This is a genomic window from Nevskiales bacterium, from assembly GCA_035574475.1.
Lineage (GTDB): Bacteria > Pseudomonadota > Gammaproteobacteria > Nevskiales > DATLYR01 > DATLYR01.
Genome location: DATLYR010000218.1, coordinates 1 through 24,726 on the forward strand (window position 1 = coordinate 1; position 24,726 = coordinate 24,726).

Annotated in this window: 23 protein-coding genes and 1 tRNA gene; 21 read left to right on the forward strand and 3 right to left on the reverse strand. The window is 67.2% G+C overall.

Going from position 1 to position 24,726, the window contains the following annotated elements; translation table 11 throughout:
• Together VNJ47_13065 and VNJ47_13070 are read left to right on the forward strand one after the other, a co-directional pair.
• On the forward strand, positions 1 to 401 hold a 401-nt coding region (locus VNJ47_13065), incomplete at its 5' end, for a FimD/PapC C-terminal domain-containing protein (GenBank protein ID HXG29764.1).
• Positions 398 to 904, forward strand: a complete 507-nt coding sequence (locus VNJ47_13070) for a spore coat U domain-containing protein (protein ID HXG29765.1) — start codon at positions 398 to 400, stop codon at positions 902 to 904. The genes VNJ47_13065 and VNJ47_13070, both read left to right, overlap by 4 nt.
• A 38-nt stretch (positions 905 to 942) precedes the next feature.
• On the opposite strand, the gene VNJ47_13075 is transcribed toward VNJ47_13070, so the two are convergent.
• On the reverse strand, positions 943 to 2,367 hold the full coding sequence (locus VNJ47_13075) for a hypothetical protein (GenBank protein HXG29766.1): 1,425 nt from the start codon (positions 2,365 to 2,367) through the stop codon (positions 943 to 945).
• Positions 2,368 to 2,466: 99 nt separating this feature from the next.
• The gene (locus tag VNJ47_13080; GenBank protein HXG29767.1) at positions 2,467 to 2,934 is read right to left on the reverse strand and encodes a host attachment protein; all 468 of its coding nucleotides are present in this window, start codon (positions 2,932 to 2,934) and stop codon (positions 2,467 to 2,469) included.
• A gap of 126 nt (positions 2,935 to 3,060) precedes the next feature.
• Between VNJ47_13080 and VNJ47_13085 the strand changes: the two genes are divergently transcribed.
• The 19 genes from VNJ47_13085 to VNJ47_13175 all read left to right on the forward strand — a co-directional run bounded on the left by VNJ47_13085 (position 3,061) and on the right by VNJ47_13175 (position 23,493).
• Positions 3,061 to 3,999 carry a histone deacetylase family protein gene (locus tag VNJ47_13085; GenBank protein ID HXG29768.1) on the forward strand — a complete coding sequence of 313 codons (939 nt, stop codon included), beginning with the start codon at positions 3,061 to 3,063 and terminating at the stop codon, positions 3,997 to 3,999.
• A gap of 67 nt (positions 4,000 to 4,066) precedes the next feature.
• Positions 4,067 to 4,903: an endonuclease/exonuclease/phosphatase family protein gene (locus VNJ47_13090; protein HXG29769.1), complete on the forward strand. Its 837-nt coding sequence runs from the start codon at positions 4,067 to 4,069 to the stop codon at positions 4,901 to 4,903.
• 34 nt (positions 4,904 to 4,937) lie between these two features.
• Positions 4,938 to 5,013: transfer RNA gene (locus VNJ47_13095), tRNA-Arg, on the forward strand.
• A gap of 17 nt (positions 5,014 to 5,030) precedes the next feature.
• The gene (locus tag VNJ47_13100; GenBank protein HXG29770.1) at positions 5,031 to 6,002 is read left to right on the forward strand and encodes a WYL domain-containing protein; all 972 of its coding nucleotides are present in this window, start codon (positions 5,031 to 5,033) and stop codon (positions 6,000 to 6,002) included.
• 177 nt (positions 6,003 to 6,179) lie between these two features.
• Positions 6,180 to 6,335: a hypothetical protein gene (locus VNJ47_13105; protein ID HXG29771.1), complete on the forward strand. Its 156-nt coding sequence runs from the start codon at positions 6,180 to 6,182 to the stop codon at positions 6,333 to 6,335.
• 213 nt (positions 6,336 to 6,548) lie between these two features.
• The gene (locus VNJ47_13110; protein HXG29772.1) at positions 6,549 to 7,916 is read left to right on the forward strand and encodes an acyclic terpene utilization AtuA family protein; all 1,368 of its coding nucleotides are present in this window, start codon (positions 6,549 to 6,551) and stop codon (positions 7,914 to 7,916) included.
• A 1-nt stretch (position 7,917) separates the two neighbouring features.
• Positions 7,918 to 8,364: a hypothetical protein gene (locus VNJ47_13115; GenBank protein HXG29773.1), complete on the forward strand. Its 447-nt coding sequence runs from the start codon at positions 7,918 to 7,920 to the stop codon at positions 8,362 to 8,364.
• Between the two features lie 153 nt (positions 8,365 to 8,517).
• Positions 8,518 to 9,468, forward strand: a complete 951-nt coding sequence (locus VNJ47_13120) for a phosphate acyltransferase (protein ID HXG29774.1) — start codon at positions 8,518 to 8,520, stop codon at positions 9,466 to 9,468.
• Between the two features lie 177 nt (positions 9,469 to 9,645).
• Positions 9,646 to 10,845, forward strand: a complete 1,200-nt coding sequence (locus VNJ47_13125; protein HXG29775.1) for an acyl-CoA dehydrogenase family protein — start codon at positions 9,646 to 9,648, stop codon at positions 10,843 to 10,845.
• 174 nt (positions 10,846 to 11,019) lie between these two features.
• Positions 11,020 to 12,684 carry an electron transfer flavoprotein-ubiquinone oxidoreductase gene (locus VNJ47_13130; GenBank protein HXG29776.1) on the forward strand — a complete coding sequence of 555 codons (1,665 nt, stop codon included), beginning with the start codon at positions 11,020 to 11,022 and terminating at the stop codon, positions 12,682 to 12,684.
• A gap of 119 nt (positions 12,685 to 12,803) precedes the next feature.
• Positions 12,804 to 13,679, forward strand: a complete 876-nt coding sequence (locus tag VNJ47_13135) for an SDR family oxidoreductase (GenBank protein HXG29777.1) — start codon at positions 12,804 to 12,806, stop codon at positions 13,677 to 13,679.
• 1 nt (position 13,680) lies between these two features.
• Positions 13,681 to 15,306 (forward strand): carboxyl transferase domain-containing protein, encoded by a 1,626-nt coding sequence (locus VNJ47_13140; GenBank protein HXG29778.1) that lies wholly within the window; start codon positions 13,681 to 13,683, stop codon positions 15,304 to 15,306.
• Positions 15,307 to 15,457: 151 nt separating this feature from the next.
• Positions 15,458 to 16,600: an acyl-CoA dehydrogenase family protein gene (locus tag VNJ47_13145; GenBank protein ID HXG29779.1), complete on the forward strand. Its 1,143-nt coding sequence runs from the start codon at positions 15,458 to 15,460 to the stop codon at positions 16,598 to 16,600.
• A gap of 6 nt (positions 16,601 to 16,606) precedes the next feature.
• Complete coding sequence (locus tag VNJ47_13150) at positions 16,607 to 16,948, forward strand: GIY-YIG nuclease family protein (GenBank protein ID HXG29780.1); 342 nt, start codon at positions 16,607 to 16,609, stop codon at positions 16,946 to 16,948.
• A gap of 102 nt (positions 16,949 to 17,050) precedes the next feature.
• A complete protein-coding gene (locus VNJ47_13155) occupies positions 17,051 to 17,866 on the forward strand; it encodes an enoyl-CoA hydratase/isomerase family protein (GenBank protein HXG29781.1) in 816 nt (271 codons plus the stop codon).
• Positions 17,867 to 17,953: 87 nt separating this feature from the next.
• A complete protein-coding gene (locus VNJ47_13160; protein ID HXG29782.1) occupies positions 17,954 to 19,969 on the forward strand; it encodes an acetyl/propionyl/methylcrotonyl-CoA carboxylase subunit alpha in 2,016 nt (671 codons plus the stop codon).
• Between the two features lie 34 nt (positions 19,970 to 20,003).
• Positions 20,004 to 21,785 (forward strand): sensor histidine kinase, encoded by a 1,782-nt coding sequence (locus VNJ47_13165; protein HXG29783.1) that lies wholly within the window; start codon positions 20,004 to 20,006, stop codon positions 21,783 to 21,785.
• Between the two features lie 74 nt (positions 21,786 to 21,859).
• The gene (gene purT / locus VNJ47_13170; protein HXG29784.1) at positions 21,860 to 23,041 is read left to right on the forward strand and encodes a formate-dependent phosphoribosylglycinamide formyltransferase; all 1,182 of its coding nucleotides are present in this window, start codon (positions 21,860 to 21,862) and stop codon (positions 23,039 to 23,041) included.
• An 8-nt stretch (positions 23,042 to 23,049) separates the two neighbouring features.
• Positions 23,050 to 23,493 carry a low molecular weight protein-tyrosine-phosphatase gene (locus VNJ47_13175; protein ID HXG29785.1) on the forward strand — a complete coding sequence of 148 codons (444 nt, stop codon included), beginning with the start codon at positions 23,050 to 23,052 and terminating at the stop codon, positions 23,491 to 23,493.
• A gap of 110 nt (positions 23,494 to 23,603) precedes the next feature.
• Here VNJ47_13175 and VNJ47_13180 read toward each other — a convergent pair.
• On the reverse strand, positions 23,604 to 24,726 hold a 1,123-nt coding region (locus VNJ47_13180; protein HXG29786.1), incomplete at its 5' end, for an acyl-CoA dehydrogenase family protein.

Here is a 24,726-nt window from a genome sequence, read left to right on the forward strand (position 1 = left end):
TGCTGCCGCGGCTGCAGCCCTTCGCGCCCAACCAGGTCCGTATCGACCTGGACCAGGCGCCGCTGGACGTGTATATCGATCAACCGACACAGCGCGTAGTGACGGGGCAGCGCAGCGGCCACCGCGTGGCCTTCAATGCCCGCCGGCTGCGCATGGCGCGCTTCCGGCTGCAGCTGCCGGACGGCAGGCCGGTGCCGCTCGGCGCCGAGATCGAGGTGCTGGGGCTGGAAGAGCGCTTCATCGTCGCCGAGCAGGGCGAGAGTTACATCGCCGTGCCTTCGCCGCGCGCCAGCCTGCGCGTGCGCTGGAACGGCAGCCGTTGCGCGCTGGATCTCGATCTGCCAGCGCCGAGCGAACGGCCGGCGGAACTGGGCGTGCGGACATGCGAGGTGCAGCCATGAAGCGAGTCGGGGCGATGGGCCTGCTGCTGGTGCTGTCGGGCGGGGCCCAGGCCGCCGACTGCACACTGAGCCTGACCGACATCAACTTCGGTGCGATATCGCAGCTCAACCCGGACCCGGTGGATGTGCAGGGCAGCCTGACCGTCCAATGTCAGGCCGAGGCGGGCGATCTGGAAGGTCTGCCCCTGACCGCGACCGTGGATTACTCGATCAGCATGAACGGCGGCGGCAGCGGCAGCGCGGTGGCGCGTGCCATGTCGGGTCTGGGTCTGGGCGCTAGCCTTGGCTACAACATTTACGTCGACGCCGGGCGGCAGATGGTGTGGGGTGACGGCAACAACGGTACCCAGGTCGTCGGTGGCCAGTTCGTATTCACCGAGCTGGAAGTGCTGGCCGGTACCCAGAAATCCGCCGATCACATCAGCTATGCCCGCATCCCGCCGGGCATCAATGTTCCGCCGGACACGTACACGGATACGGTGACTGTCACGCTCACTTTCTAGTGCCGCGTTGGATGGCCGTTATGCTGTTGGCCTCCCGTTCATGAACCGCGGCGGTCCTGCAGGACGGCGAGGCTGAACAGTGCGCGTGCCAGATAGGTGTTGAGTCGTACACGGCGGCGTTCGAGATCATCCAGGTACAGCCTGCGCAGTTCGTCGTGTACGGCTGCGCGGGCGCCGGCGAAGATGGCCTGGTGACCTGCGGTGCGCGTGTCCCGCGGATGTGTCACTGAGCCAGCCAGTTCATCCTCGCAATAGTGCAGGATATCCAGCTCGTCCTCGACGCGGGCGTAGCGGGCACTGGCCTGCGCCTCGATGAATTCGCCGGGTTGTGCGAGCCGTTGCACGAGGGGGCGCGGGTCGCCGGACGATTCGCGCAAGGCGGTTTCGAGCGCGCGCAGCCGGGCAACTTCCGCTTCATAGCGCTGGATGGCGTGGCGATAGGCCGCAGCGGCCTGGTCCCAGGCGCGCAGGCGCTGCTGGGCATAGGCGCTGGCCAGCAGGGCTTCCTGCACGGCCGGATCCTGCGTGCCGCGCTGCGTGAGCACCTGCCAGGGCTTGAGCGCGCGCCGGAAGCGCTCCGCGCCCTTCACTTCGGGCTCGAAGGGAAACTCGTGGAAGAAGCCCATGACCGTGGTCGCATACTGCCGGTACCCGTTGGGCGCGAGCTCGGCCCAGCCGAGCCCGAGCAGGGCGCGGTTGGAGTAGGGGCCCTCGAGGCTCACGCGGCGGAAGAACGGCCGCGCCGTGCCGCCTTTCTGCGCCGCCAGCCAGGACCAGCCGAGCGTGAGCAGCATGCGGTCGCGCAGCGCGATCTCTTCCGCCGTCTGCACCGGCGCCTGGCTCAGCTCGTCCAGCAGCCGGCGGCCCTGCGCGGCGCTGCGCTTGTCGCCGATCATGGCCAGCGCCAGGTTGTAGCGCTCGAACACGTCGCCCTGGCGGCGCTCGGCTACGGCCTGCAGCGCAGGCAGCGCGTCGGCTGACCGCTGCTGCAGCAGACGCAGGCGGCCGAGCAGCAGATCGCGCGTGCGGGCCTGCTCCGGCGCCAGCGGCTCGCGCAGGCGGCGCAGTGCATGTTCGGTATTGGGGAATTCTTCGCGCCGCAGCAGCTCGCGTGCCTGTCGCAGCCAGTAGTCGTTGTGCTGCGCGTCGCTCCAGCGGCCGTCCAGTTCGCGGCTGACGAAGTCGGCGCGGGTATAGGCGTTCAGCTGCTGGTGCCAGGCCAGCCACTCGATCGCTGCCGCAGCCTCGCGGCCGTCGATGACACCCTGCCGTTCGTCCGCCAGCACCGGCAGCACCGCGCAGGCCGGGGCTGCGGTTTGCGCCAGATGGCCGGCCAGCCGCTGTTTCAGTTCCGGCGGCAGTTCGGGCGCAGTCTGGGCCTCCACCCCGCGCAGCCCGCCGATGAGCAGGACGGCCAGTAAGAGCAGGCGGGCAGGGTGACGGGACAGGGGCGGCAGTTGCATGGCGGTATTCGTGGCATGACAGACGGGCGCAGTCGCGCCACGCCAGGCTATAGGGTAGCAATTGCGGGCGCATGACGTGCCCGCCCGGTTCGAGTGGGGCTACAGGCGTGCCGGTAATGCGGCACGGATGGTTTTGGCGCTGCGCCGCGTCAGTGACTTGCTGACCTCGCCCACCACACACTTGCGCGTGCGTTCGTCCAGCGTACGGCGGATCATGCCGAGCACCTCGGGCTCCGCCACCAGGTAGATGCGGTCGAAGCGGTCCACCGTGCGCGCGGCGCGCAGGCGCTGGCCGATGCGGCGCGCGAAACTGTCCACCGCCTCGCGGTGCGGCTTGGCGCGCTCGCCGAAGGAATGCGTCCCGCGACCGGACGAATTGGCCTTGCGGCCGGGACGGTCGGAGGTGAGCTTGCGCTCCGGCGTGCGTGCCTCCGGGTTGACCAGGGTGTCCAGCTCGTGCAACCCGCTGTTGGCCGGCCCGGCGGCGAACAAACGGGCGCGGGCGGCGTCCGCCGCCATGATGCAGACGCGGTGGGGGGCATTCAGTTCATCGCGGTAACGACGCATGTCGGGCCTCCGTATCGATAGCGTTATCCATCCCGGTTAAGACCGTATTGACCCGGATCGAGGTTCCCGGTGGGGTGAACCGCCTCGGCTTTTCCGTAAGCTTCGTGCTTTGAGAGGATGGGGCATATGGACAAGTCTACTACGCTCTACCTGTCGCACCCGGACTGCCTGCGACACCGCATGGACGCCGACCACCCCGAGTGCCCGGCGCGTGTGACGGCCATCGAGGACCGGCTCAGGGCCGCGGGCCTGTTCGACTTGCTGCAGCGCGAAGAGGCACCCAAGGCCAGCCGCGAGCAGCTGGAGCGCGTGCATGACGCGCGCTATGTGCGTCGCATCCTGGAAAGCCGGCTGGAACCGGGCGAGCAGCGCCTGCTCGATCCCGACACTTATATGAATGCCCATACCGCCGACGCCGCCCTGCGCGCGGCCGGGGCCGTGGTGCGGGCGGTAGACCGGGTGCTTGCAGGCGAAGTACGTACGGCGTTCTGCAACGTGCGGCCGCCGGGCCACCACGCCGTGCGCGCGCAGGCGATGGGCTTCTGCTTCTTCAACAACGTCGCCGTCGGCGCGCGCCATGCCATCGCGGTGCACGGACTCGCACGGGTGGCGATCATCGATTTCGACGTGCACTTCGGCAACGGCACGGCAGACACCTTCGCCGATGACCCGTCGGTCATGCTGTGCTCGTCCTACCAGTATCCGCTATATCCGCTCGCCGGACCCGCACCCGGCTGCGAGCGGCTGATCAATGTGCCGCTGCCGCCCGGCAGCGGCGGTGCCGAGTTCCGGGCTGCGGTGGCGGCGGCCTGGTTCGGGCCGCTGGCGGCATTCCGCCCGGAGCTGCTGTTCTTTTCCGCCGGCTTCGACGCGCATGCCGCGGACCCGCTGGCCAGCCTGCGGTTGTGCGAGGATGACTTCGCCTGGGTTACGCGCGAGGTACTGCGCGTGACGCAGGCGTCCACCGCCAACCGCGCGGTTTCCACGCTCGAAGGCGGCTACGACCTGGACGCGCTCGGCCGCAGCGCGGCCGCTCACGTGGCGGTGCTGGTGGACCCGGCCTAGCGCGGGTGGTGACGGTGTTGCGGCAGTGGCCGCGCTCGTAGCGTTCGCTGGCGGGCTAGAATGGGACATGAGCGGAAGACCGGCGGAGCCTTTGCGCCCCCGTACGCCAGCTGCAGGCGAGACGCCGGCACAGGATCTGCGGCTGCGTCTGCTCAGCTTCAATATCCAAGTCGGGCTCGATACGCGCCGCTACGCGCATTACGTGACCCGTGCATTGCGGCACGCCTTGCCATGGAAGGGCCATCACACCAGCTTGGACCGCATCGCCGAGCTGATCGGTGACTACGACTTCGTTGCGCTGCAGGAAGCCGACGCCGGCAGCCTGCGCACGCGTTTCCTGAACCAGATGGAGTACCTGGCCAGGCGTGCGGGTTTCGTGCACTGGGGCTACACCGTGACCCGTGACCTGCATCCGGTGGCGCGGCATTGCCTGGGCTATCTCAGCCGGTGCGCGCCGACCCGGCACGAAGAACACCGCCTGCCGTCGCCGATCCCCGGCCGCGGGGCGATGCTGGTCAAACTGGGGCCGGAGGCGGGCGGCCTGTGCGTGATCGTCACCCATCTTTCGCTCGGGCCGGCTGCGCGGCGCCGTCAGCTGGATTACATCAGTCACCTGGCGGAACAGCCGGGGCCGACCGTGGTGATGGGCGACATGAACTGCGAACCGGGGGTGCTGCGCGGTCACGGTCGGCTGCGGCAGAGCGGGCTGTGGCTGCCGGCCGAGACGCCGGCCACGTTCCCGAGCTGGCGCCCGAGCCGCAGCATCGACCATGTACTGGTCTCGTACGACGTCGTCATCCATGAACTGAAGACGTTGCCGGCGCTGGGCTCCGATCATTTGCCGCTGGCGGTGGAGATCGGCGTGGCTGGGCGTCAGCCGGTTGCTGCGCCGGCAGGGCAATGAGGCATATTCGCTATAATCCTGCATCACGCAACCCGCCCTCGTAGCTCAGTGGATAGAGCAACCGCCTCCTAAGCGGTAGGTCACAGGTTCAACTCCTGTCGAGGGCGCCACCTTCAGGTGCGCAGACATGGACCGGCTGGAACGCTTCTACCGCATCGACCAGCTGCTCAACGAGCGGCGTACGGTGCCGCTGCCGGTATTCCTGGACGAGCTGCAGGTTTCGCTGGCGACCTTCAAGCGCGACCTCGAATACATGCGCAGCCGCTTCAACGCGCCGATCGAATGGGACCGCGAGTTGCGCGGTTACCGCTGGGGCAAGGCCGCGGCGCAGGCGCCGAAGTACGAGCTGCCGGGCCTGTGGTTCAACCCCTCCGAGATCCACGCGCTGCTGACCATGCAGCAGCTGCTGCACGAGCTGGAGCCGGGCCTGCTGACGCCGCATGTGGCGCCGCTGCTGGCACGCCTGGAAGCGCTGCTCGAGGCCGGCGAGGGCCCGGCGCGGCAGGTGCGCAGCCGGGTGCGTGTGCTGCACATGGCGCGGCGCGCCGGCAAGCTGCCGAACTTCGGCGTGGTGGCGCGTGCGCTGCTGGACCGGCGCCGGCTGCAGATCGCCTACTACAACCGCGAGCGCGACGAGTTGAGCGCGCGCACGGTATCGCCGCAGCGGCTGGTGCACTACCGCGACAACTGGTACCTCGACGCCTGGTGCCATCTGCGCGACGACCTGCGCAGCTTCGCGCTGGACGCCGTGCGCGAGGCCGCCGTGCTGGACCAGAAGGCGAAGGATGTGCCGGAGAAGGAACTGAGCGAGGTGCTCGGCAGTGCGTACGGTATCTTTTCCGGACGGCCGAAGGCGCGCGCAAAACTGCGCTTCAGCCCGCTGCGTGCGCGCTGGGTGTCGCAGGAGGCCTGGCACCCGGACCAGAAGGGCACGTTCGACGACCAGGGCCGTTACGTGCTGGAGGTCCCGTACGCCGACGACCGCGAGCTGATCATGGACATCCTCAAGTACGGCCCTGACGTCGAGGTGCTGGGGCCGGCGGAATTGCGCCGCAAGGTCGCCGAGCGGCTGGCCGAGGCCGCGCAGCGCTATAGATGAACTCGTCATCCCCGCACAGGCGGGGATCCGGTCGAGCACGACGCTTTCTGCTGGCGGTCCGCTTTCGCGGCAACGACAGTGCAAGTCATTGTTTTCTCGCCTGTAAAAAAGTGGCTCATGCCATGAGCCAGTCTTGGGCGCATGCTGCTCCTCAAGTTGCACACCACAGGAGCCGTCATGCGATATCCCATCTTGTCTTCGAAGCCGCATCAGGATCGCGCACTGCCACTGCTGGCCGAAACCCTGCTCTCAGCGTTGGCCAGCTGCGCGGTCGTGCTGGTGCTCGCCTTGCTGCTGTCACTGGAAAGCTGGGTGGTCACCACAGCGGGCTGACTGCGCCGGCCGCGGCCCGTCGCCACCAGTTTCTCCTCCTCCGCCGCGCAAGCGGCAAGCCCTTGGGCAGGCATGAATTCCCCGTCATGCCTGCTTTTTCTCGGGCGCGTTTTGATGTCTGTGGGTAATTGAAATATCCGTGGCATTTCATGCCGCGCTGCGGCATGCTTGGCGCCCGACGGGATTCGTCCGGAAAGCGAGGGAATTCAAGGCATGAACGACAAGATCGTCCGTATCGCGAATGGCCAGGGTTTCTGGGGTGACAGCTTCACCGGGCCGGTGCGCCTGGTGGAAGAGGGTCCGCTGGATTACCTCACCCTCGACTACCTGGCCGAAGTCACCATGAGCATCATGCAGAAGCTCAAGGAGCGCGACCCGAGCGCGGGCTACGCGACCGATTTCCCCGAGCTGCTGCGCCGCATCCTGCCCAGCTGCAAGAAGAAGGGCATCAAGATCGTGGCCAATGCCGGCGGCGTGAATCCCAAGGGCTGCCGTGATGCCATCCAGAAGGTCGTGCAGGAACTGGGGCTGAAGGGCGTCAAGATCGGCATCGTGGAGGGCGACGACATCCTCGCGCGTCTGCCGCAGCTGATCGAGAGCGGCGAGAAGTTCGCCAACCTCGACACCGGCGCCGACATCAGCACCGTGCTCGATCGCGTGACCAGCGCCAACGTTTACATCGGCGCCAAACCCATTGCCGATGCGCTTGCCCAGGGCGCGGACGTGGTCATCACCGGCCGCGCCACCGATCCGTCGCTGGTGGTCGGGCCGCTGCTGCATGCCTTCGGTTGGTCCATGGACGAGTTCGACAAGCTTGCGGCCGGCACCGTCATGGGCCATATCCTCGAGTGCGGACCGCAGTGCACCGGCGGCAACTACACCCACTGGCGCCAGGTGAAGGATTTCGCGCGCATCGGCTGGCCGGTGGCCGAGGCCAGCGCCGACGGCAGCTTCGTCATCACCAAGCACGACGGCACCGGCGGCCTGGTGAACCTGGAGACCGTTACCTCGCAGCTGCTCTACGAGATGGGCGATCCCAGGCGTTACCTGGGCCCGGACTGCATCGCGGATTTCACCACCATCCAGCTGGCCCAGGACGGCAAGGATCGCGTGAGGGTGACGGGCATCAAGGGCTCGGCGCCGACCGACACTTATAAAGTGTCCATGTCCTACCACAACGGTTACAAGATCAACGGCGCGCTGGTGGTGACCGGGCCGGACGCGGTGGAAAAGGCCAAGCTCTGTGCCGAGATCATCTTCGCGCGGCTGGCGATGTACGGCCTGCGTCTGCCGCCCGAGGATCGTTTCGTGGAGATCCTCGGGACCAACGTCTGTTACCAGGGCATCGTGCCGCCGCCGGAGCAGCCGGCCGAGGTGCTGCTGCGGGTCGGCGCCAAGGGCAAGGACAAGCGCCTGCTGGCCTTCCTCGGCCGCGAGCTGGCGCCGCTGGTGACCGGCGGGCCGCCGGGCATCACCGGCTTTGCCGCGGGGCGCCCGACGCCGTCGCCGATCGTGGGCTACTGGCCGGCGCTGATTGACAAGAAGAAGATCAGTACCCATGTGATTGTCGAGGAGGTCTGACATGGCACGCGCAAAAGTGAAAAAGAAGTCCACGGCAGCGCGGCGCGCGGTCAAGGTGCGCGCCAAGGCCGCGGCGCGCAGGCCGGCACGCGGCACGCGGCCGGCCAAGCCACGCACGGTGCGCGTCAGGTTGATGGACATCGCCATCGCGCGCTCGGGCGACAAGGGTGCCGACAGCAACGTAGGCGTGATGGCGAAGACGCCGGAGCTGTACGAGTTCCTGCGCAAGACGCTCACGCCGGCGCGCGTGAAGGCACACTTCCGGGAAATCTGCATGGGCGGCGTGGACCGCTATGAGCTACCCAACCTGCGTGCGCTGAATTTCATCCTGCATGATTCGCTCGGCGGCGGTGGCACCGAGACGCAGAAAACCGACGCCCAGGGCAAGGTCCACGGCCTGGCGATGCTGCACATGGAGCTGGACGTGCCGGCGAAGCTGCTGCGCTAGGGTGGGCGGGGAGTACGGGCGCGCAGTTTTCATTCCCTCCCCCTTGATGGGGGAGGGCTGGGGTGGGGGTGATGCTGCCGTGTACAGACGCCCCCTCCCCCTATCCCCTCCCGCAAAGGGAGGGGGTTGTTACTTGATGGCAGCTCGCGACTTATGACGAGCCAAATACTGCAAAAACTGCACACGCAGGCCGCAGCCCGCCCGCGCCGCGTACTGCTGCCGGAAACCGGCGACCCGCGCGTGATCGAGGCGGCGCGCGAACTCGTCGCGCAAAAATTGGCGACCCCCTTGTTCCTGGCCGAGCCCGCTGAAGCGGTGCCGGGTGCCGAAGTGCTCGCCGCGCGTCCGGATGCCGCCGATTGGCAGCGGCGGGTGGATGGCAGGCTGCAGACCCTGCTGGCGGACAAAGGGCCGGATGCGATCGAGGCTGCGCGCCGCGACCCGCTGATGCGCGCGGCGGTGCTGCTGCGCCTGGGCTATGCGGATGCAGCCGTGTCCGGCTCCATCGCCACCACCGCGCAGGTATTGCGCTGCGGCCTGCGCGGCGTCGGCTTGGCGGCCGGCTCGACGCTACTGTCGAGCTGCTTCCTCATGGAATTTCCCGATCGCGTGCTGACCTTCGCCGATTGCGCCGTGGTGCCCGATCCGGACGCGGAGCAGCTGGCGCAGATCGCCATCGCTAGCGCCGCCACGCATCAGCGCCTGACAGGCGAGGTGCCGCGGGTGGCGCTGCTGTCGTTCTCCACCCGCGGTTCCGCCGAACATCCCCGGGTGGAGAAGGTGCGTGCCGCGCTGGCGCGCGTGCGCGCGCAGGCGCCGGACCTGGCGATCGACGGTGAGCTGCAGTTCGACGCCGCCTTCGTGCCCGCGATCGGCGCGAGCAAGGCGCCGGGTTCCGTAGTGGCGGGTCGCGCCAATGTGTTCGTGTTCCCGGACCTCGACGCCGGCAACATCGGCTACAAGATCGCCGAGCGCCTCGGCGGCGCCAACGCCATCGGGCCGGTGGTGCAGGGCCTGGCCAGGCCCTGGATGGACCTGTCGCGCGGCTGCAAAGCGGCGGATATCGTCAATGTCGCCGTGATTGCGGGATTGCTGGCGGGCTAGCGATTTCTGAGGATTTTCCTGCGGTTACTATAATTACCGGCGTGCCTTGTTCCAGTCTCCGTCGCCGGCCACGAACGGGCTTTAACTATTCAGAATTAGTGCTAAACTCAGGTTCGTTCGGATAACAATCTTAGTTACCATTCAGGCCTTAACCGGCCGCGCACGCAGGAGACCGCCATGCTGTTCACCCAGGAGCATTTCGAGCTGCAACGCACCGTGCGCAAGTTCATCGAACAGGAGATCAATCCGCACGTGGACGAGTGGGAGGCGCAGGAAATCTTCCCCGCGCACGAGGTGTTCAGGAAGATGGGCCGGCTCGGCCTGCTCGGCATCACCAAGCCCGAGGCCTACGGCGGGCTGGGGCTGGACTACTCGTATTCGGTGGCCTTCGCCGAGGCGCTGGGGCACTGCAGCTGCGCCGGCATCCCAATGGCGATCGGCGTGCAGACCGACATGGCCACGCCGGCGCTCGCACGCTATGGCTCCGACGAGCTGAAGAAGGAGTTCCTCGCGCCGACCATCGCCGGCGAGCTGGTGTGCTCGATCGGCGTGTCCGAGCCGGGCGCAGGCTCCGACGTCGCGGGCCTCAAGACCACCGCACGCAAGGACGGCGGCGACTACGTCATCAGCGGCAGCAAGATGTGGATCACCAATGGCATGCAGTCCGACTGGATCTGCCTGCTGGCGAACACCTCCGAAGGCAAGCCGCACATGAACAAGTCCCTGATCGTGGTGCCGATGAATGCCAAGGGCGTGACCCGTGCCAAGAAGATCAGGAAGATCGGCATGTGGGCTTCCGACACCGCGCAGATCTTCTTCGACAACGTGCGTGTGCCGCAGCGCTACCGCATCGGCCAGGAGGGCATGGGCTTCGTCATGCAGATGCAGCAGTTCCAGGAGGAGCGCATGTTCGGCGCCGCCTCGGCGCTGATCGGCATGGACCGCATGATCCAGATGACCATCGACTACACCCGCCAGCGCCAGACCTTCGGCCAGCCGATCCTCGACAACCAGACCGTGCATTTCCGCCTCGGCGAGCTGCAGACCGAGGTCGAGGCGCTGCGCGCGCTGGTCTACAGCACCTGCGAGCGCTACATCAAGAACCCGGACGACATGGAGGTGCTGAAGCTGGCCTCGATGTGCAAGCTCAAGGCCGGGCGGCTCGCGCGCGAAGTGGCCGACAGCTGCCTGCAGTACTGGGGCGGCATGGGTTATACCTGGGAGAATCCGATCGCGCGCGCCTTCCGCGACACGCGCCTTTTGTCCATCGGCGGCGGCGCCGACGAGATCATGCTCGGCATCATCTGCAAGATGATGGGCACGCTGCCCGGCAAGAAGAAGGCGCCGGTGGCGGACAAGAAGGCCGCCAACGGCTGATGCCCCGCAACCTCGCGCGAAGGTAGCCAACCAAGCCTGATTGACGGATCATGTGCATGTTTTGTAACCGCCCTTACCTGCCTGTCCTGTCCGCCAGCGGCGATCCGGTGACCTGACGACCGGATTTCCGTCCGCGCCGGCCGGGCGCGTGCGGCTGGGGCAACCAGGAGAGGAATCATGACTGTCGAACGCGATGTGATGGAGTACGACGTGCTGATCGTCGGCGCCGGCCCGGCCGGATTGTCGGCGGCCTGCCGCCTCAAGCAGCTCGCCGCCGAGGCCGGCCGCGAGATCGGGGTGTGCGTGGTGGAAAAGGGCTCCGAGGTCGGCGCGCACAGCCTCTCCGGCGCCGTCTTCGAGCCGCGCGCGCTCGACGAGCTGTTCCCGGACTGGAAGGCCAAGGGCGCGCCGCTCAACACGCCGGTCACGGGCGACGAGATCTACTTCTTCCTGAGCGGGAAGAAGGCCTTCCGGATGCCCAGCCTGTTCGTGCCCAAGACCATGCACAACGAGGGCAACTACATCATCTCGCTGGGCAAGCTGGTGCGCTGGCTGGGCCAGCAGGCGGAAGCGCTCGGCGTGGAGATCTACCCCGGCTTCGCCGCGCAGGAAGTGATCATCGACGAGAAGAACGTCGTGCGCGGCGTCACCATCGGCGACATGGGCGTGGGCCGCGACGGCCAGCCGAAGGATGGTTACACACCGGGCATCGAGCTGCGCGCCAAGTACACGCTGTTCGCGGAAGGCTGTCGCGGCCACCTGGGCAAGCGCCTGATCGCGCATTACGCGCTCGACAAGGATTCCGACCCCCAGCACTACGCCATCGGTCTCAAGGAGCTGTGGGAGATCGATCCGGCCAAGTTCAGGTCGGGCCTCGTCGTGCACGGCGCCGGCTGGCCGCTGGATCTGCTCGGCACCGGCAGCCTCGGCGGCTCCTTTCTGTATCACCTCGAGGACAACAAGGTCTCGGTCGGTCTGATCGTGGATCTGTCCTACAACAACCCCTATCTTTCGCCCTTCGACGAGTTCCAGCGCTTCAAGCATCACCCGGTCATCGCGCAGTACCTCGAGGGCGGCAAGCGCCTGGCCTATGGCGCGCGCGCGATCACCAAGGGCGGGCTCAATTCGCTGCCCAGGCTGGTGTTCCCGGGCGGGGCGCTGATCGGCTGCGACGCCGGCACGCTCAACTTCGCCAAGATCAAGGGCAACCACACGGCGATGAAGTCCGGCATGCTGGCCGCCGAGGCAGTGGCGGAGGCCCTGGCCGCCGGCCGCGACGGCGACGAGCTGGCGGGTTACGTGCAGAGGTTCCGCGACAGCTGGCTGTACGACGAGCTGTACCGCAGCCGCAACTTCGGCGTGTTCCTGCACAAGTTCGGTTCGCTGATCGGCGGTGCGCTCAACTACATCGAGCAGAACTGGTTCGGCGGCCGGCTGCCGTTCACCTTGCACGACCGCGTCCCGGATCACACGACGCTGAAACTGGCCACGCAAAGCCCGAAGATCGAATACCCGAAGCCGGACGGCAAGCTCAGCTTCGACAAGCTGTCGAGCGTGTTCCTGTCCAGCACCAATCATGAGGAAGACCAGCCGGTGCACCTGAAGCTGGCCGACCCCACGATCCCGATCGCGAGAAACCTGCCGCTGTACGACGAGCCGGCCCAGCGCTATTGCCCGGCCGGCGTGTACGAGGTGATCCGCAAGGACGGCGAGGCACGCTTCCAGATCAACGCGCAGAACTGCGTGCACTGCAAGACCTGCGACATCAAGGACCCGGCCCAGAACATCACCTGGGTCGCGCCGGAGGGCAACGGCGGGCCGAATTACGCGGCGATGTGACGCGCGTTTGTTGCGCGTGATCCCGGCGAAAGCCGGGATCCAGCGTCTCTGGCATCTGACTTAAATAAAGGCACTGGATTCCGGCTTTCGCCGGAATGACGGGAACAAGAGGAATATCCGTGAGCTACCGCTCCATCTTCAAACCCGACCTGTTCAAGGGCCAGACTATCGTCGTCACCGGCGGCGGCTCCGGCATGGGCCGCTGCACCGCGCACGAGCTGGCCGCGCTCGGCGCGCATGTGGTGCTGACCGGCCGCAAGCCGGAAAAGCTAGACGCCGTCGCCGCCGAAATCCGCGAGGACGGCGGCGAGTGCAGCACTTATGCCTTCGACATCCGCGACGAGGAGGCGGTCAAGACCAACGTGAAGCAGATGCTGGCGGCGCGCGGCCGGATCCACGGCCTGGTGAACAACGCCGGCGGCCAGTATCCCTCGCCGCTGATGGCCATCAGCAAGAAGGGCTGGGAGGCGGTGGTGGCGAACAATCTGACCGGCGGCTTTCTCATGGCGCGTGAGGTCTACAACCAGTGCATGAAGAAGCACGGCGGCTCGATCGTGAACATGGTGGCGGACATGTGGGGCGGCATGCCGGGCATGGCGCATTCCGGTGCGGCACGCGCCGGCATGGTCAACTTCACTGAGACCGCGGCGGTCGAGTGGGCCACCAGCGGCGTGCGCGTGAATGCCATCGCGCCGGGCTGGATCGCCTCCTCGGGCCTGGACCAGTACGACCCGGCCTTCACGAAGGAAGTCATCCCGAAGATGGCCGGCGAGATTCCGCTGCGGCGCCTGGGCGAGGAGGCCGAGGTGTCGTCGGTCATCGTGTTCCTGCTGTCGGAGGCCTCCGCCTTCGTCACCGGTGTATGCGTGAAGATCGACGGCGGCGCCTCGCTCAATACGAAACTGTTTCCGCTGCAACCGGCCCCGAACGCGAAGCCCTACCAGGGCTTCCACCGGGCCGTGCGCCCGAAGGCCCTCGACGTGCTGGGGAATTGACATGGCTGTCTTCGAAACCAAAATCGATACGCGCTCCGAACAGTTCCAGAAGAACCGCGAGGAGATGCTCAAGTGCATCGCCGAGTTCCGCGCGGTCGAGGAGAAGGTGCGGGCGACGGAGGAGAGCAAGCGCGACAAGTTCCACAAGCGCGGCCAGCTGCTGCCGCGCGAGCGCGTCAATCTGATGCTGGACCGCGGCTCGCCGTTCCTGGAGCTGTCCACGCTGGCCGGCTACAAGATGCACGACGACAAGGACGGCTCGCTGGCCGGGGGCAACACCATCATCGGCATCGGTTATGTCGAGGGTGTGCGCTGCATGGTCAGTGCATCGAACTTCGCCGTGAAGGGCGGCACCATGACACCCTGGGGCGTTCAGAAAGGCCTGCGCGTGCAGGAGATCGCCCTGCAGCAGAAACTGCCGGTGGTTTCGATGATCGAATCCGGCGGCGCGAATCTTCTCTACCAGGCCGAGGTCTTCATCCCGGGCGGTCGCACCTTCGCCAACCAGGCACGGCTGTCGGCCGCGGGCATCCCGCAGGTCACGGTGGTGCATGGCTCGTCCACCGCCGGCGGCGCCTACATGCCCGGCCTGTCCGATTACGTGGTGATGGTGCGCAAGAAGGCCAAGGTGTTCCTGGCCGGCCCGCCGCTGCTCAAGGCCGCGACCGGCGAGATCGCCACGGACGAGGACCTGGGCGGCGCCGAGATGCACTCGCAGGTCTCCGGCGTGAGCGAGTTCCTCGCCGAGAACGATGCCGACGGCATCCGCATCGCGCGCGAGATCGTGCGCAGCCTGGACTGGAATGCATCTCGTCCGCGTGTCGCTACCCTGCCCGTGGTCGAGCCGCTCTACGACATCGATGAGCTCTGCGGTGTCGTACCGGTGGACTATCGTCGGCCCTATGACTGTCGCGAAGTCATCGCGCGCATCGTGGACGGCTCCGACTTCCTCGATTTCAAGTACGAGTACGACCGCCAGACCATCTGCGGGCGTGCCGTGATTCAGGGGCATCCGGTCGGCATCATCGGCAACAACGGCCCGATCACCACGCGCGGCGCGACCAAGGCCGGCCAGTTCATTCAGCTGTGCTGTCAGGCCAACATCCCGATCATCTACCTGATGAACACCACCGGTTACATGGTGGGTTCCGAGAGCGAGCAGGGCGGTATCGTCAAGCATGGCTCCAAGATGATCCAAGCGGTGGCCAACGCCACCGTGCCGCAGATCACCATCGTCATCGGCGGCAGCTTCGGCGCGGGCAACTACGGCATGTGCGGCCGCGGCTTCGGCCCGCATTTCATCTTCGCCTGGCCGAACTCGCGTACTTCGGTGATGGGCGGCGAGCAGGCCGCCGGCGTGATGGAGATCATCACGCGCGACAAGTGGCGCAACGAGGGCAAGGTGCTCACCGAGAACGACGAGAAGATGCTGGCCATGATCCGCCAGAACATCATCAACCAGTTCGACAAGGAATCGCATGCGCTGGCGGCCACCGCGCGGCTGTTCGACGACGGCCTGATCGACCCGCGCGATACGCGCCGGGTACTCGGCTACACGCTGTCCATCTGCCGTGAGGCGCAGCTGCGGCCGCTGAAGCCGAACACTTACGGCGTGGCACGGATGTGAGATGCGCCGCCGTCCTCAGTTCGTCACCCCGGCGAAAGCCGGGGTCCAGCGCCTTGCGCGGAACAAAAGCACTGGATTCCGGCGGGAGCCTGCCCGGAATGCTTCAATCCGGGCCGGAATGACGGAATGACGGAATAGCGGAACACCAGACATGAATTTCACCCACGAACACGACGAGATCTACAAGACGACCCGGCAGTTCGTCGAGAAGGAGATCAACCCGTACGCCGCCGACTGGGAGCGGGCGGGCATCTTCCCGGCGCGCGAGCTGTTCCGGAAGATGGGCGCGCTCGGTCTGCTCGGTATCACCAAGCCGGCGGAATACGGCGGCCTAGGCCTCGACTACTCCTACCAGGTCGCGTTCGCGGAAGGCCTCGGCCACTGCACGGTCGGCGGTATCCCGATGGCGATCGGCGTGCAGACCGACATGGCCACGCCGGCGCTGGCACGTTTCGGCACGGACGAACTGCGCAGGGAGTACCTGGCGCCGAGCATTGCCGGCGAGCTGGTGGCCTGCATCGCGGTGAGCGAGCCGGGTGCGGGCAGTGACGTGGCCGGTATCAAGACCACGGCGCGGCGCGTGGGCGGCGACTGGGTGATCAGCGGCCAGAAGATGTGGATCACCAACGGCACCCAGGGCGACTGGGCGTGCATGCTCTGCAACACTGGCGAAGGCACGCGTCACAGCAACAAGTCGCTGATCGTGGTGCCGCTGGATGCCAAGGGCATCGACCGCAGGACCAAGCTCGACAAGCTCGGCCAGCGCTCCAGCGATACCGCCATCATCTTCCTCGACGAGGTCAAGGTGCCCGCACGCAACTTGATCGGCGAAGAAGGCAAGGGCTTCACCTACCAGATGCAGCAGTTCCAGGAGGAGCGACTGTTCCTGTCGGCCAGCATCCTCGCCAGCATGGACCGGGTGCTGGACGAAACCCTGCGCTACACCGGCCAGCGCCAGATCTTCGGCGCGCCGGTGCTGGCCAACCAGTACGTGAGCTACCGCCTGGCGGAGCTGCGCACGGAAGTCGAGGCCTGCCGCGCGCTGGTGTACCGCGCGACCGGCGAGCTGCAGGCCGGGCGCGACGTGACGCTGATGGCCTCGATGGCCAAGCTCAAGACCGCGCGCGTGGCGCGCGAGGTCTGCGACGGCTGCCTGCAGTTCTGGGGCGGGCAGGGCTATATGTGGGAGAACCCGGTGTCGCAGTTCTACCGCGACCTGCGCCTGCACTCGATCGGCGGCGGCGCCGACGAGGTGATGCTGAAGATCATCGCCAAGATGACCGCCAAGACCTGAAAGGTCTTGGCCGTCACCCCGGCGAAAGCCGGAATGACGAAAGGAAGCAGGAGCGTGGAAAAGGATTTCTACGTATATATCGTCGCCAGTCGACGCAACGGGACTTTATACGTTGGGGTCACATCAGATTTACGGCAGCGAGTTTGGCAACACAGAACGGCCGCTGTTGACGGATTCAGTCGCTGGTATGGTGTGTGCCGGCTTGTCTGGTATGAACGACACGAGAGAGCAGAATCGGCGATCTTGCGTGAAAAACGAATCAAGGAATGGAAACGTACCTGGAAGCTGGAACTGATCGAGTCCAGTAACCCCTATTGGCGTGACCTTTATGAAGAAGTCTGTCTTTGAGCGCACGTCACCCCGGCGAAAGCCGGGGCCCAGCGCCTTTGGCACAACGAAGGCACTGGATTCCGGCTTACGCCGGAATGACGGATCAGTTGGTGACTCCCCATGACCCTGCCCGAGTGTAAGAATCTGCTGCTAAGGCTGGAAGCCGGCGTGCTGCACGTCACGTTCAACCGGCCGGAGGCACGCAATGCGATGTCGCTGGCGCTGCTTAACGAGCTGTCGGCGGTGTTCGACGCCATCCACGATGACCGCAGCGTGCGCGCGGTGGTGCTGCGCGGCGCCGGCGGGCATTTCTGCGCAGGCGGCGACATCAAGGACATGGCCGCTGCGCGCCAGGCGAAGGCCAGCGATGGGCGCGATCCGGTGGCGGACTACAACCGCAATTTCGGCCGGCTGCTGCGCAAGGTCAATGCCGCGCCGCAGGCGACCCTCGCGGTGCTGGAAGGCGCGGTGCTGGGCGGCGGCTTCGGCCTGGCCTGTGTGACCGACATTGCCATTGCACACACCGACGCCAGCTTCGGCATGCCCGAGACCGGGCTGGGCATTCCGCCGGCGCAGATCGCGCCCTTCGTGGTGGAACGCATCGGCCTGTCGCAGGCACGCCGGCTGGGCGTGTGCGGCGCACGCTTCAAGGGCGAGGAGGCATTGCGGCTGGGGCTGGTGCATTTCGTGGCGGCGGACGAAACGCAGCTGCAGGCCCTGCTGGATGAGGCCATTGCGCAGATCCGGCGCTGCGCGCCGGGCGCCAATGCGGTGACCAAGGCCATCATGCTGTCGGTAGGCCGGCGCGACCTGGACGAGATTCTCGACGAGGCCGCGCGCCAGTTCTCCGAGGCCGTGCGCGGGCCGGAAGGGATCGAGGGCACGATGGCCTTCGTACAGAAACGCCTGCCGAAATGGGCGACGCCGCAGGCGTAGTTCCGGTGCAAGCCGGGACCCAGCGCCTGCTGCCATGAACTCAAAGCCACTGGATTCCGGCCTGCGCCGGAATGACGGAAGAACCGAATGAGCAGTAAAACTTTCAGCAAAGTCCTGGTCGCCAACCGCGGCGAGATCGCGGTGCGCGTCATCCGCGGCTGCCGCAAGCTCGGCTACCGGACGGTGGCGGTGTACTCCGATGCCGACCGCGACGCGCCGCACGTCTGGGCCGCGGACGAGGCGGTGCGTATCGGTCCGCCGCCGGCGAAGGAGTCCTACCTCTGCATCGAGGCCATCATCGCTGCGGCCAGGCAGTCGGGCGCGCAGGCCGTGCACCCGGGCTATGGTTTCCTGTCCGAACGCGAGGACTTCGCCCAGGCGGTGCAGGACGCGGGCCTGGTGTTCATCGGTCCCGACCCGGCCTCGATCGAGGCCATGGGCAACAAGAGCGCCTCCAAGATCCGCATGCTCAAGGCCGGCGTGCCCTGCGTGCCGGGTTACCAGGGCGACGACCAGTCCGACGAGACGCTGCTCGAGGAGGCGAAGAAGGTCGGTCTGCCGGTCATGATCAAGGCGGCGGCCGGCGGCGGCGGCCGCGGCATGCGTCTGGTGCAGGACGAGAAAGACTTGCTCGCCGCCATCCAGTCGGCGCGCTCGGAAGCCGCCAATGCCTTCGGCGACGGCCAGCTGCTGATCGAGAAGGCGGTGGTGGATGCGCGCCACGTCGAGATCCAGGTCTTCGGCGACCGGCACGGCAACGTCATCCACCTCGGGGAGCGCGACTGCTCCGTCCAGCGCCGCAACCAGAAGGTCGTGGAAGAGGCGCCCTCGCCGGCGGTGGACGAGGCGCTGCGCCGCAGGATGGGCGAGGCGGCGGTGGCGGCGGCGCGCGCGGTGGACTACGTCGGCGCCGGCACGGTCGAGTTCATGCTGGCGCGCGACAAACAGTTCTATTTCCTCGAAATGAACACGCGCCTGCAGGTCGAGCATCCGGTGACCGAGCTGGTCTATGGCCTCGACCTGGTCGAGTGGCAGCTGCGTGTCGCACAGGGCGAGCCGCTGCCGCTGACCCAGGACGAGGTGCTGGCGCGGCGCAGCGGCCATGCGATCGAGGTGCGGTTGTGCGCGGAGAACCCGGCCAACAACTTCATGCCGCAGACCGGGCGCGTGCTGGCCTGGCACGTGCCCGCGGGCGAGGGTATGCGCGTGGACCACGGCCTCAAGAGCGGGCAGGTCATCAGCCCGTACTACGACTCCATGCAGGCCAAGCTGATCGCGCACGCCCCGACGCGCGAGCTGGCACGGCGCAAGCTGCTCAAGATGCTGGAGGACACCGCCCTGCTGGGCGTCACCAGCAACCGCGATTTCCTGGCGCGCATCCTGGCGCACGAGGCCTTTGCCGGCGGCGATTTCTCCACCGCCTTCATCGGTCGCTACTTCCCGCCGGAGGTGGTCAAGCAGACTGAGCAGCCGGGCCTGCGCCATGTCGCGCTGGCGGCGGCAGTGCTCTACCAGACCGATGCGCTGCGCCTGCAGGCGCAGGCCGGCCTCGATGCCGGCATGCTGAGCTGGTTCAGCTCCAACCCGGCGCCGGCCATGCTCAAGCTGCGCTGCCTGGATGCCGAGATCGACTGCCAGGTACAGGCGCGGCCCGGCGGCGAGTTCGAGGTGCGTTTCCAGTACGGTGACCAGCCGCAGGTGCAGCACCTGACGATCACCGCGCTCGGCAGCCATGAGCTGCACTATGTCTGCGAAGGCGTGCAGGGCCGCGCCTTCTACGCCCGCGACCGGCAGGCGCTGTGGCTGTCGTCGGAGGGCGAGACGCATGGCTACCAGGATGCAACCTATGAGCCCGCGCGCGCGGCGGAGGCGGGCAGCGACGGCCGCCTGACCGCGCCGATGGATGGCAAGATCATCGCCGTCCACGTCAAGAGCGGCGATCGCGTGAGCAAAGGTCAGACCCTGGTGGTGCTGGAGGCCATGAAGATGGAGTTCCAGGTCACCGCCGGCGTCGAGGGCAGCGTCGAGGACGTGAACTGCGCGGTCGGTGCGCAGGTTAGCGCCCGGCAACTGCTGGTGTCCCTCCGTCCTGCAACGGGCTGAACCACAACGCCACCGATCCGGCCATAATGCAGGGATGCGCAGCGGTTTACTGATCCTGGCCTTTCTGCTCTGCGGCCTGCCGGCGCAGGCCTGCGAGCGCGTGCTGTCGCTGGCGGAGTCCGGCTGGCGCGCGCAGCGCGGCGACGACCCGGCCTGGGCGCGGCCGGCCTATGACGACAGCCACTGGGCACGTGTCGGCCCCGCCGGGTTGCCGCCGTCGCACGGCCCCGGCCCGCGGGACGGCTTCCTGTGGTACCGCTTGTCCTTCCGCCTGGCCCCCGAGGATTTGCGTGGGCCCTGCTATCTGCTGCTGGGGCGCATCCAGGAGTCGGACGAGGTGTACCTGAACGGCCAGCGCATCGGCGGGGAGGGCCGCATCGGCGAGCGCTGGTACGAGTTCGTCAGCGCCATGCGCCACCCGCGCAGCTATGCGCTACCGACCTCACTGCTGGTGGCGGGTGACAACCTGCTGGCGGTGCGGGTCTTCAGCCTCTATCTGACCGGCGGCCTGCCGGTGGCCGAGACGCGCCTCGGTCCGCCGGCGCCGATCCTGCGCGAGGCCCAGCGCCTGCAGCGGCGCGTCGAGCGCGTTGAGATGGTGACCCTGACCCTGCTCGCACTGGGTGCGCTGGTGACCGGCTTCCTGTCGCTGACCCGGCAGTCGGAACGCCAGCACCTGATGCTGTTCGGCTTCATCCTGGCCGCATCGGTCATTTACCTGGTGGACAGCCTGCTGTTCTATCCCCTGCGGCTGGAGGCGGCCTGGACCAAGCGGCTGGTGCTGCTGGCCGGGCCGCTGATTCCGCTCGTGCTGCTGCGTTATCTGTCGGTGGTCTCGGGCGAGCGCTTCGCGCGCTGGACATGGGCATTGGCGCTGCTGCCGGCGCTGGCGGCGCTGCCGATGCTGTTCAACCTGCGGCTGGACACGGTCATGCGCCTGTACGACGTCTGGTTCCTGTCCTTCGTGCCGATCGTCGTGGTGCTGCTGGCCTTCATGGTGCGGCGCGCACGCTACCGCATGCAGCAGTCGGTGCTGCTCATGTTCGCCGGCGCGGCGATCGCGGCCGGGCTGATCTATGCCCTGGTCGGCGAGGCCACGCTACCCGGCGAGATCAACCCCGTCGAGCTGGGCATCCTCGGCATGACGGCCATCCTGCTGGTGGCCTTCGCGCGGCGCCTGACGCGCGAGTACGAAGCCCGCCTGCGGCTGTCGGCCGGTGTGCTCTCGGCCCAGGACGAGGAGCGCCGCCGCATCGCGCGCGAGCTGCACGACGGCCTCGGCCAGCGCCTGGTCGCGGCACGGCTGATGCTGGAGGCCGAGGCGCTGCGCCACCCCGGCAGCGCCCTGCAGGAAGTGGTGCGCGAACTGCGCGACACCACGCGCGAGCTGCGCGCCATCGTCCATGGCCTGCGGCCGGTGGAGCTGGGTGAGGTGAGCCTGCGCAGCGCGCTGGCGAGCTACGCCCAGCGCGTGCGCGAGCTGACCGGCGTGCACGTGCAGGTGACGCACGGCCACCACGGCTATATCGCCAGCGAGATCGAGGAGCACCTGTTCCGCATCTTCCAGGAGGCGGTCAACAACGCCATCCGCCATGGCGGCGCGCGCGAAGTGCGCATCGAGCTGGCCGGCGTGGGCGCCCAGTTGCAGGTGCAGATCCGCGACGATGGCGCGGGCTTCCGGCTGGAGGCCGGCAACGAGCGCGGCCTGGGGCTGACGGCGATGGCCGAGCGCGTGCGCCTGTGCCGCGGCCAGTTCCACATCGGGAGCCGCGTGGGCGAGGGCACCACGCTGCGCATCGAAATTCCCTTATCTTAGGCACATCAGTTGCCATTCCGGCCAAGCCGACGATCGGTGATCGTCGCCCGGTGAAATAAGCTCGTGAGGTATTCATGACACGTATCGGTACGCCGCTGTCGCCCACCGCCACCCGCGTGCTGCTCTGCGGCTCCGGTGAGCTCGGCAAGGAAGTCGTGATCGAGCTGCAGCGCCTCGGCGTGGAGGTGATTGCGGTGGACCGTTACGCCAACGCGCCGGCGATGCAGGTCGCGCACCGTGCGCATGTGATCAGCATGCTGGATGGCGCCGCGCTGCGGCGCGTGATCGAGCAGGAACGGCCGCATCTGATCGTGCCCGAGATCGAGGCCATCGCCACCGACACGCTGGTCGAACTGGAAAAGGAAGGCTACACCGTCATCCCCACCGCGCGTGCCGCGCGCCTGACCATGAATCGCGAGGGCATCCGCCGCCTGGCGGCGGAGACGCTGGGCCTCAAGACTTCGCCGTATCGCTTTGCCGCCACCGAGGCCGAGTACCACGAGGCGGTCAGCGCGCTGGGCCTGCCCTGCGTGGTCAAGCCGATCATGAGTTCCTCCGGCAAGGGCCAGAGCCTGGTCCGGACCACGGCCGACATCGGCAGGGCCTGGACCTACGCCCAGGAAGGCGGCCGCAGCGGCGCGGGCAAGGTGATCGTCGAGGGCTTCGTGGACTTCGACTACGAGATCACCCTGCTCACCGTCCGTCATGCCGGTGGCACCGCATTCTGCGACCCCATCGGCCACCTGCAGATCGACGGCGACTACCGAGAATCCTGGATGCCGCAGCCAATGTCGCCCGAGGCGCTGGCGGAGGCGCAGCGCATCGCCCGGGCGGTGACCGACGATCTCGGTGGCCGCGGCATCTTCGGTGTCGAGCTGTTCGTGAAGGGTGACACGGTGTGGTTCAGCGAGGTCTCGCCGCGCCCGCACGATACCGGTCTGGTGACGCTCATCTCGCAGGACGTGTCCGAGTTCGCGCTGCACGCGCGCGCAATCCTCGGGTTGCCGATCCCGAACATCCGCACGCACGGCCCATCTGCTTCCTGCGCGCTGCTGGTCGAGGGCGATTCCGACCGCGTCGTTTACGGCGGGCTGGAACAGGCCCTGCAGGAACCGGACACCGCCCTGCGCCTGTTCGGCAAGCCCGAGGTACGCGGCCACCGGCGCATGGGCGTGACTCTGGCGCGCGGCGCGACGGTCGAAGAGGCCCGCGCGAAAGCCGTGCGCGCCATGCAGGCCATCAAGCCCGAGCTTTAGGAAAAACCGTGTTCCGCAATATCCTGGTGCTGTGCACCGCCAATATCTGCCGCAGCCCGCTGGCCGAGGGCCTGCTGCGGCTCAGGCTCAAGGACCGGCCTGACGTCCGCGTACATTCCGCCGGCGTGGCCGCGCTGGAAGGTAGCGAGGCGCATCCCATCGTGCTGGAGCTGCTGCGGGAGGCGGGCCTGGACCTGAGCACCCATCGTGCGCGCCAGTGTGACCTGGCGCTGCTGCGCCATTCGGACCTCGTGCTGGTCATGGAGCAGTCGCACCTCAAGTGGCTGTCGTCCAGCTATCCGCAGTTCCACGGCCGCAGTTTCCTGATCGGGCACTGGCGCCAGCGCAGCGAGGTGCCCGATCCCATCGGCCAGCCCCGGGCCGTATTCGAGGCCGTGCGCGACCAGATCGAGCTGTGCGCCGACGACTGGCTGGGGAAGATCCTGAAATAGTTCTCTTTCCCATCCACGCGAAGGCGGGGTCCAGTAAAGCAGGCCGTGCGCTTCTCGCACTTATTCAGAACTGGATTACCGCTTTCGCGGGAATGACGGGGAACGGGGAATTACAGTCCCATCTGCCTTGCGGCCAGGTCCTTCATGATCTCCAGCGAGCCGCCGCCGATGGTGAGCACTTTCGTTTCGCGGTAGATGCGCTCCACCTTGCAGTCGCGCAGATAGCCGGCGCCACCGAAGATCTGCATGGCTTCGTTGGCGACGAACTCCAGCGTGGTGGTGGCCAGGTTCTTGAGCATGCACAGCTCGGCGATCGGCATCTCGCCCTTGTCGCAGCGCCAGGTGAGTTCGTCGAGGTAGGCCTTGACGCCGTTCAGGCGCATGGCCATGTCTACGATCTTGTGGCGGATCACCTGCGACTTGATCAGGGGCTTGCCGAAGGTCACGCGCTCGCGCGCGTAGGCGATGGATTCCTCGAGGCAGACCTTGCCGAAGGCCCAGGCCTGCGCGGCCAGGCCCAGGCGCTCGCTGTTGAAGTTCTTCATGATGGCGATGAAGCCGGCATTCTCTGGCCCCAGCCGGTTGGCCACCGGCACGCGGCAGTCCTGGAAGTAGAGCGTGGCCGTGTCCGAGGCCCACCAGCCCATCTTGCGCAGCGGCGTGCGCGACAGGCCCGGCGTATCACCCTCGATCACCAGCAGCGACACACCACCCAGGCCCGGCTCGCCGGTGCGCACGGCGGTGGTGATCACGTCGGCGCGCAGGCCGGAGGTGATGAAGGTCTTGGAGCCGTTGACGATATAAAAATCGCCTTCGCGCGTGGCACGGGTCTTGAGGTTGGCCACGTCCGAGCCGCCGGAAGGCTCGGTGATGGCCAGCGCGCAGATCTTCTCGCCGCTCAGCACCGGCGGGGCGAATCTCTGCTTCTGTTCCGGCGTGCCCACCGCCAGGATCGGCGGCAGGCCGATGCCGAGGCTGCCTAGCGCCGCCACCACGCCGCCGGAGCCGGCGCGCGCCAGCTCTTCCATCATCACCGTCTTGTAGAACGAATCCGGCACCGGCACGCCGCCGTATTCCTCCGGGTAGCCCAGCCCCAGCACGCCGGCCTGCGCGGCCTTCACGTACAGCTCGCGCGGCACTTCGCCGGCCTCGTCCCAGGCGTTCACATGCGGCGCGATCTCGCGCTCGACGAAGCGCCGCACCTGGGCGCGGAAGGTGTCGTGGTCGGCGGTG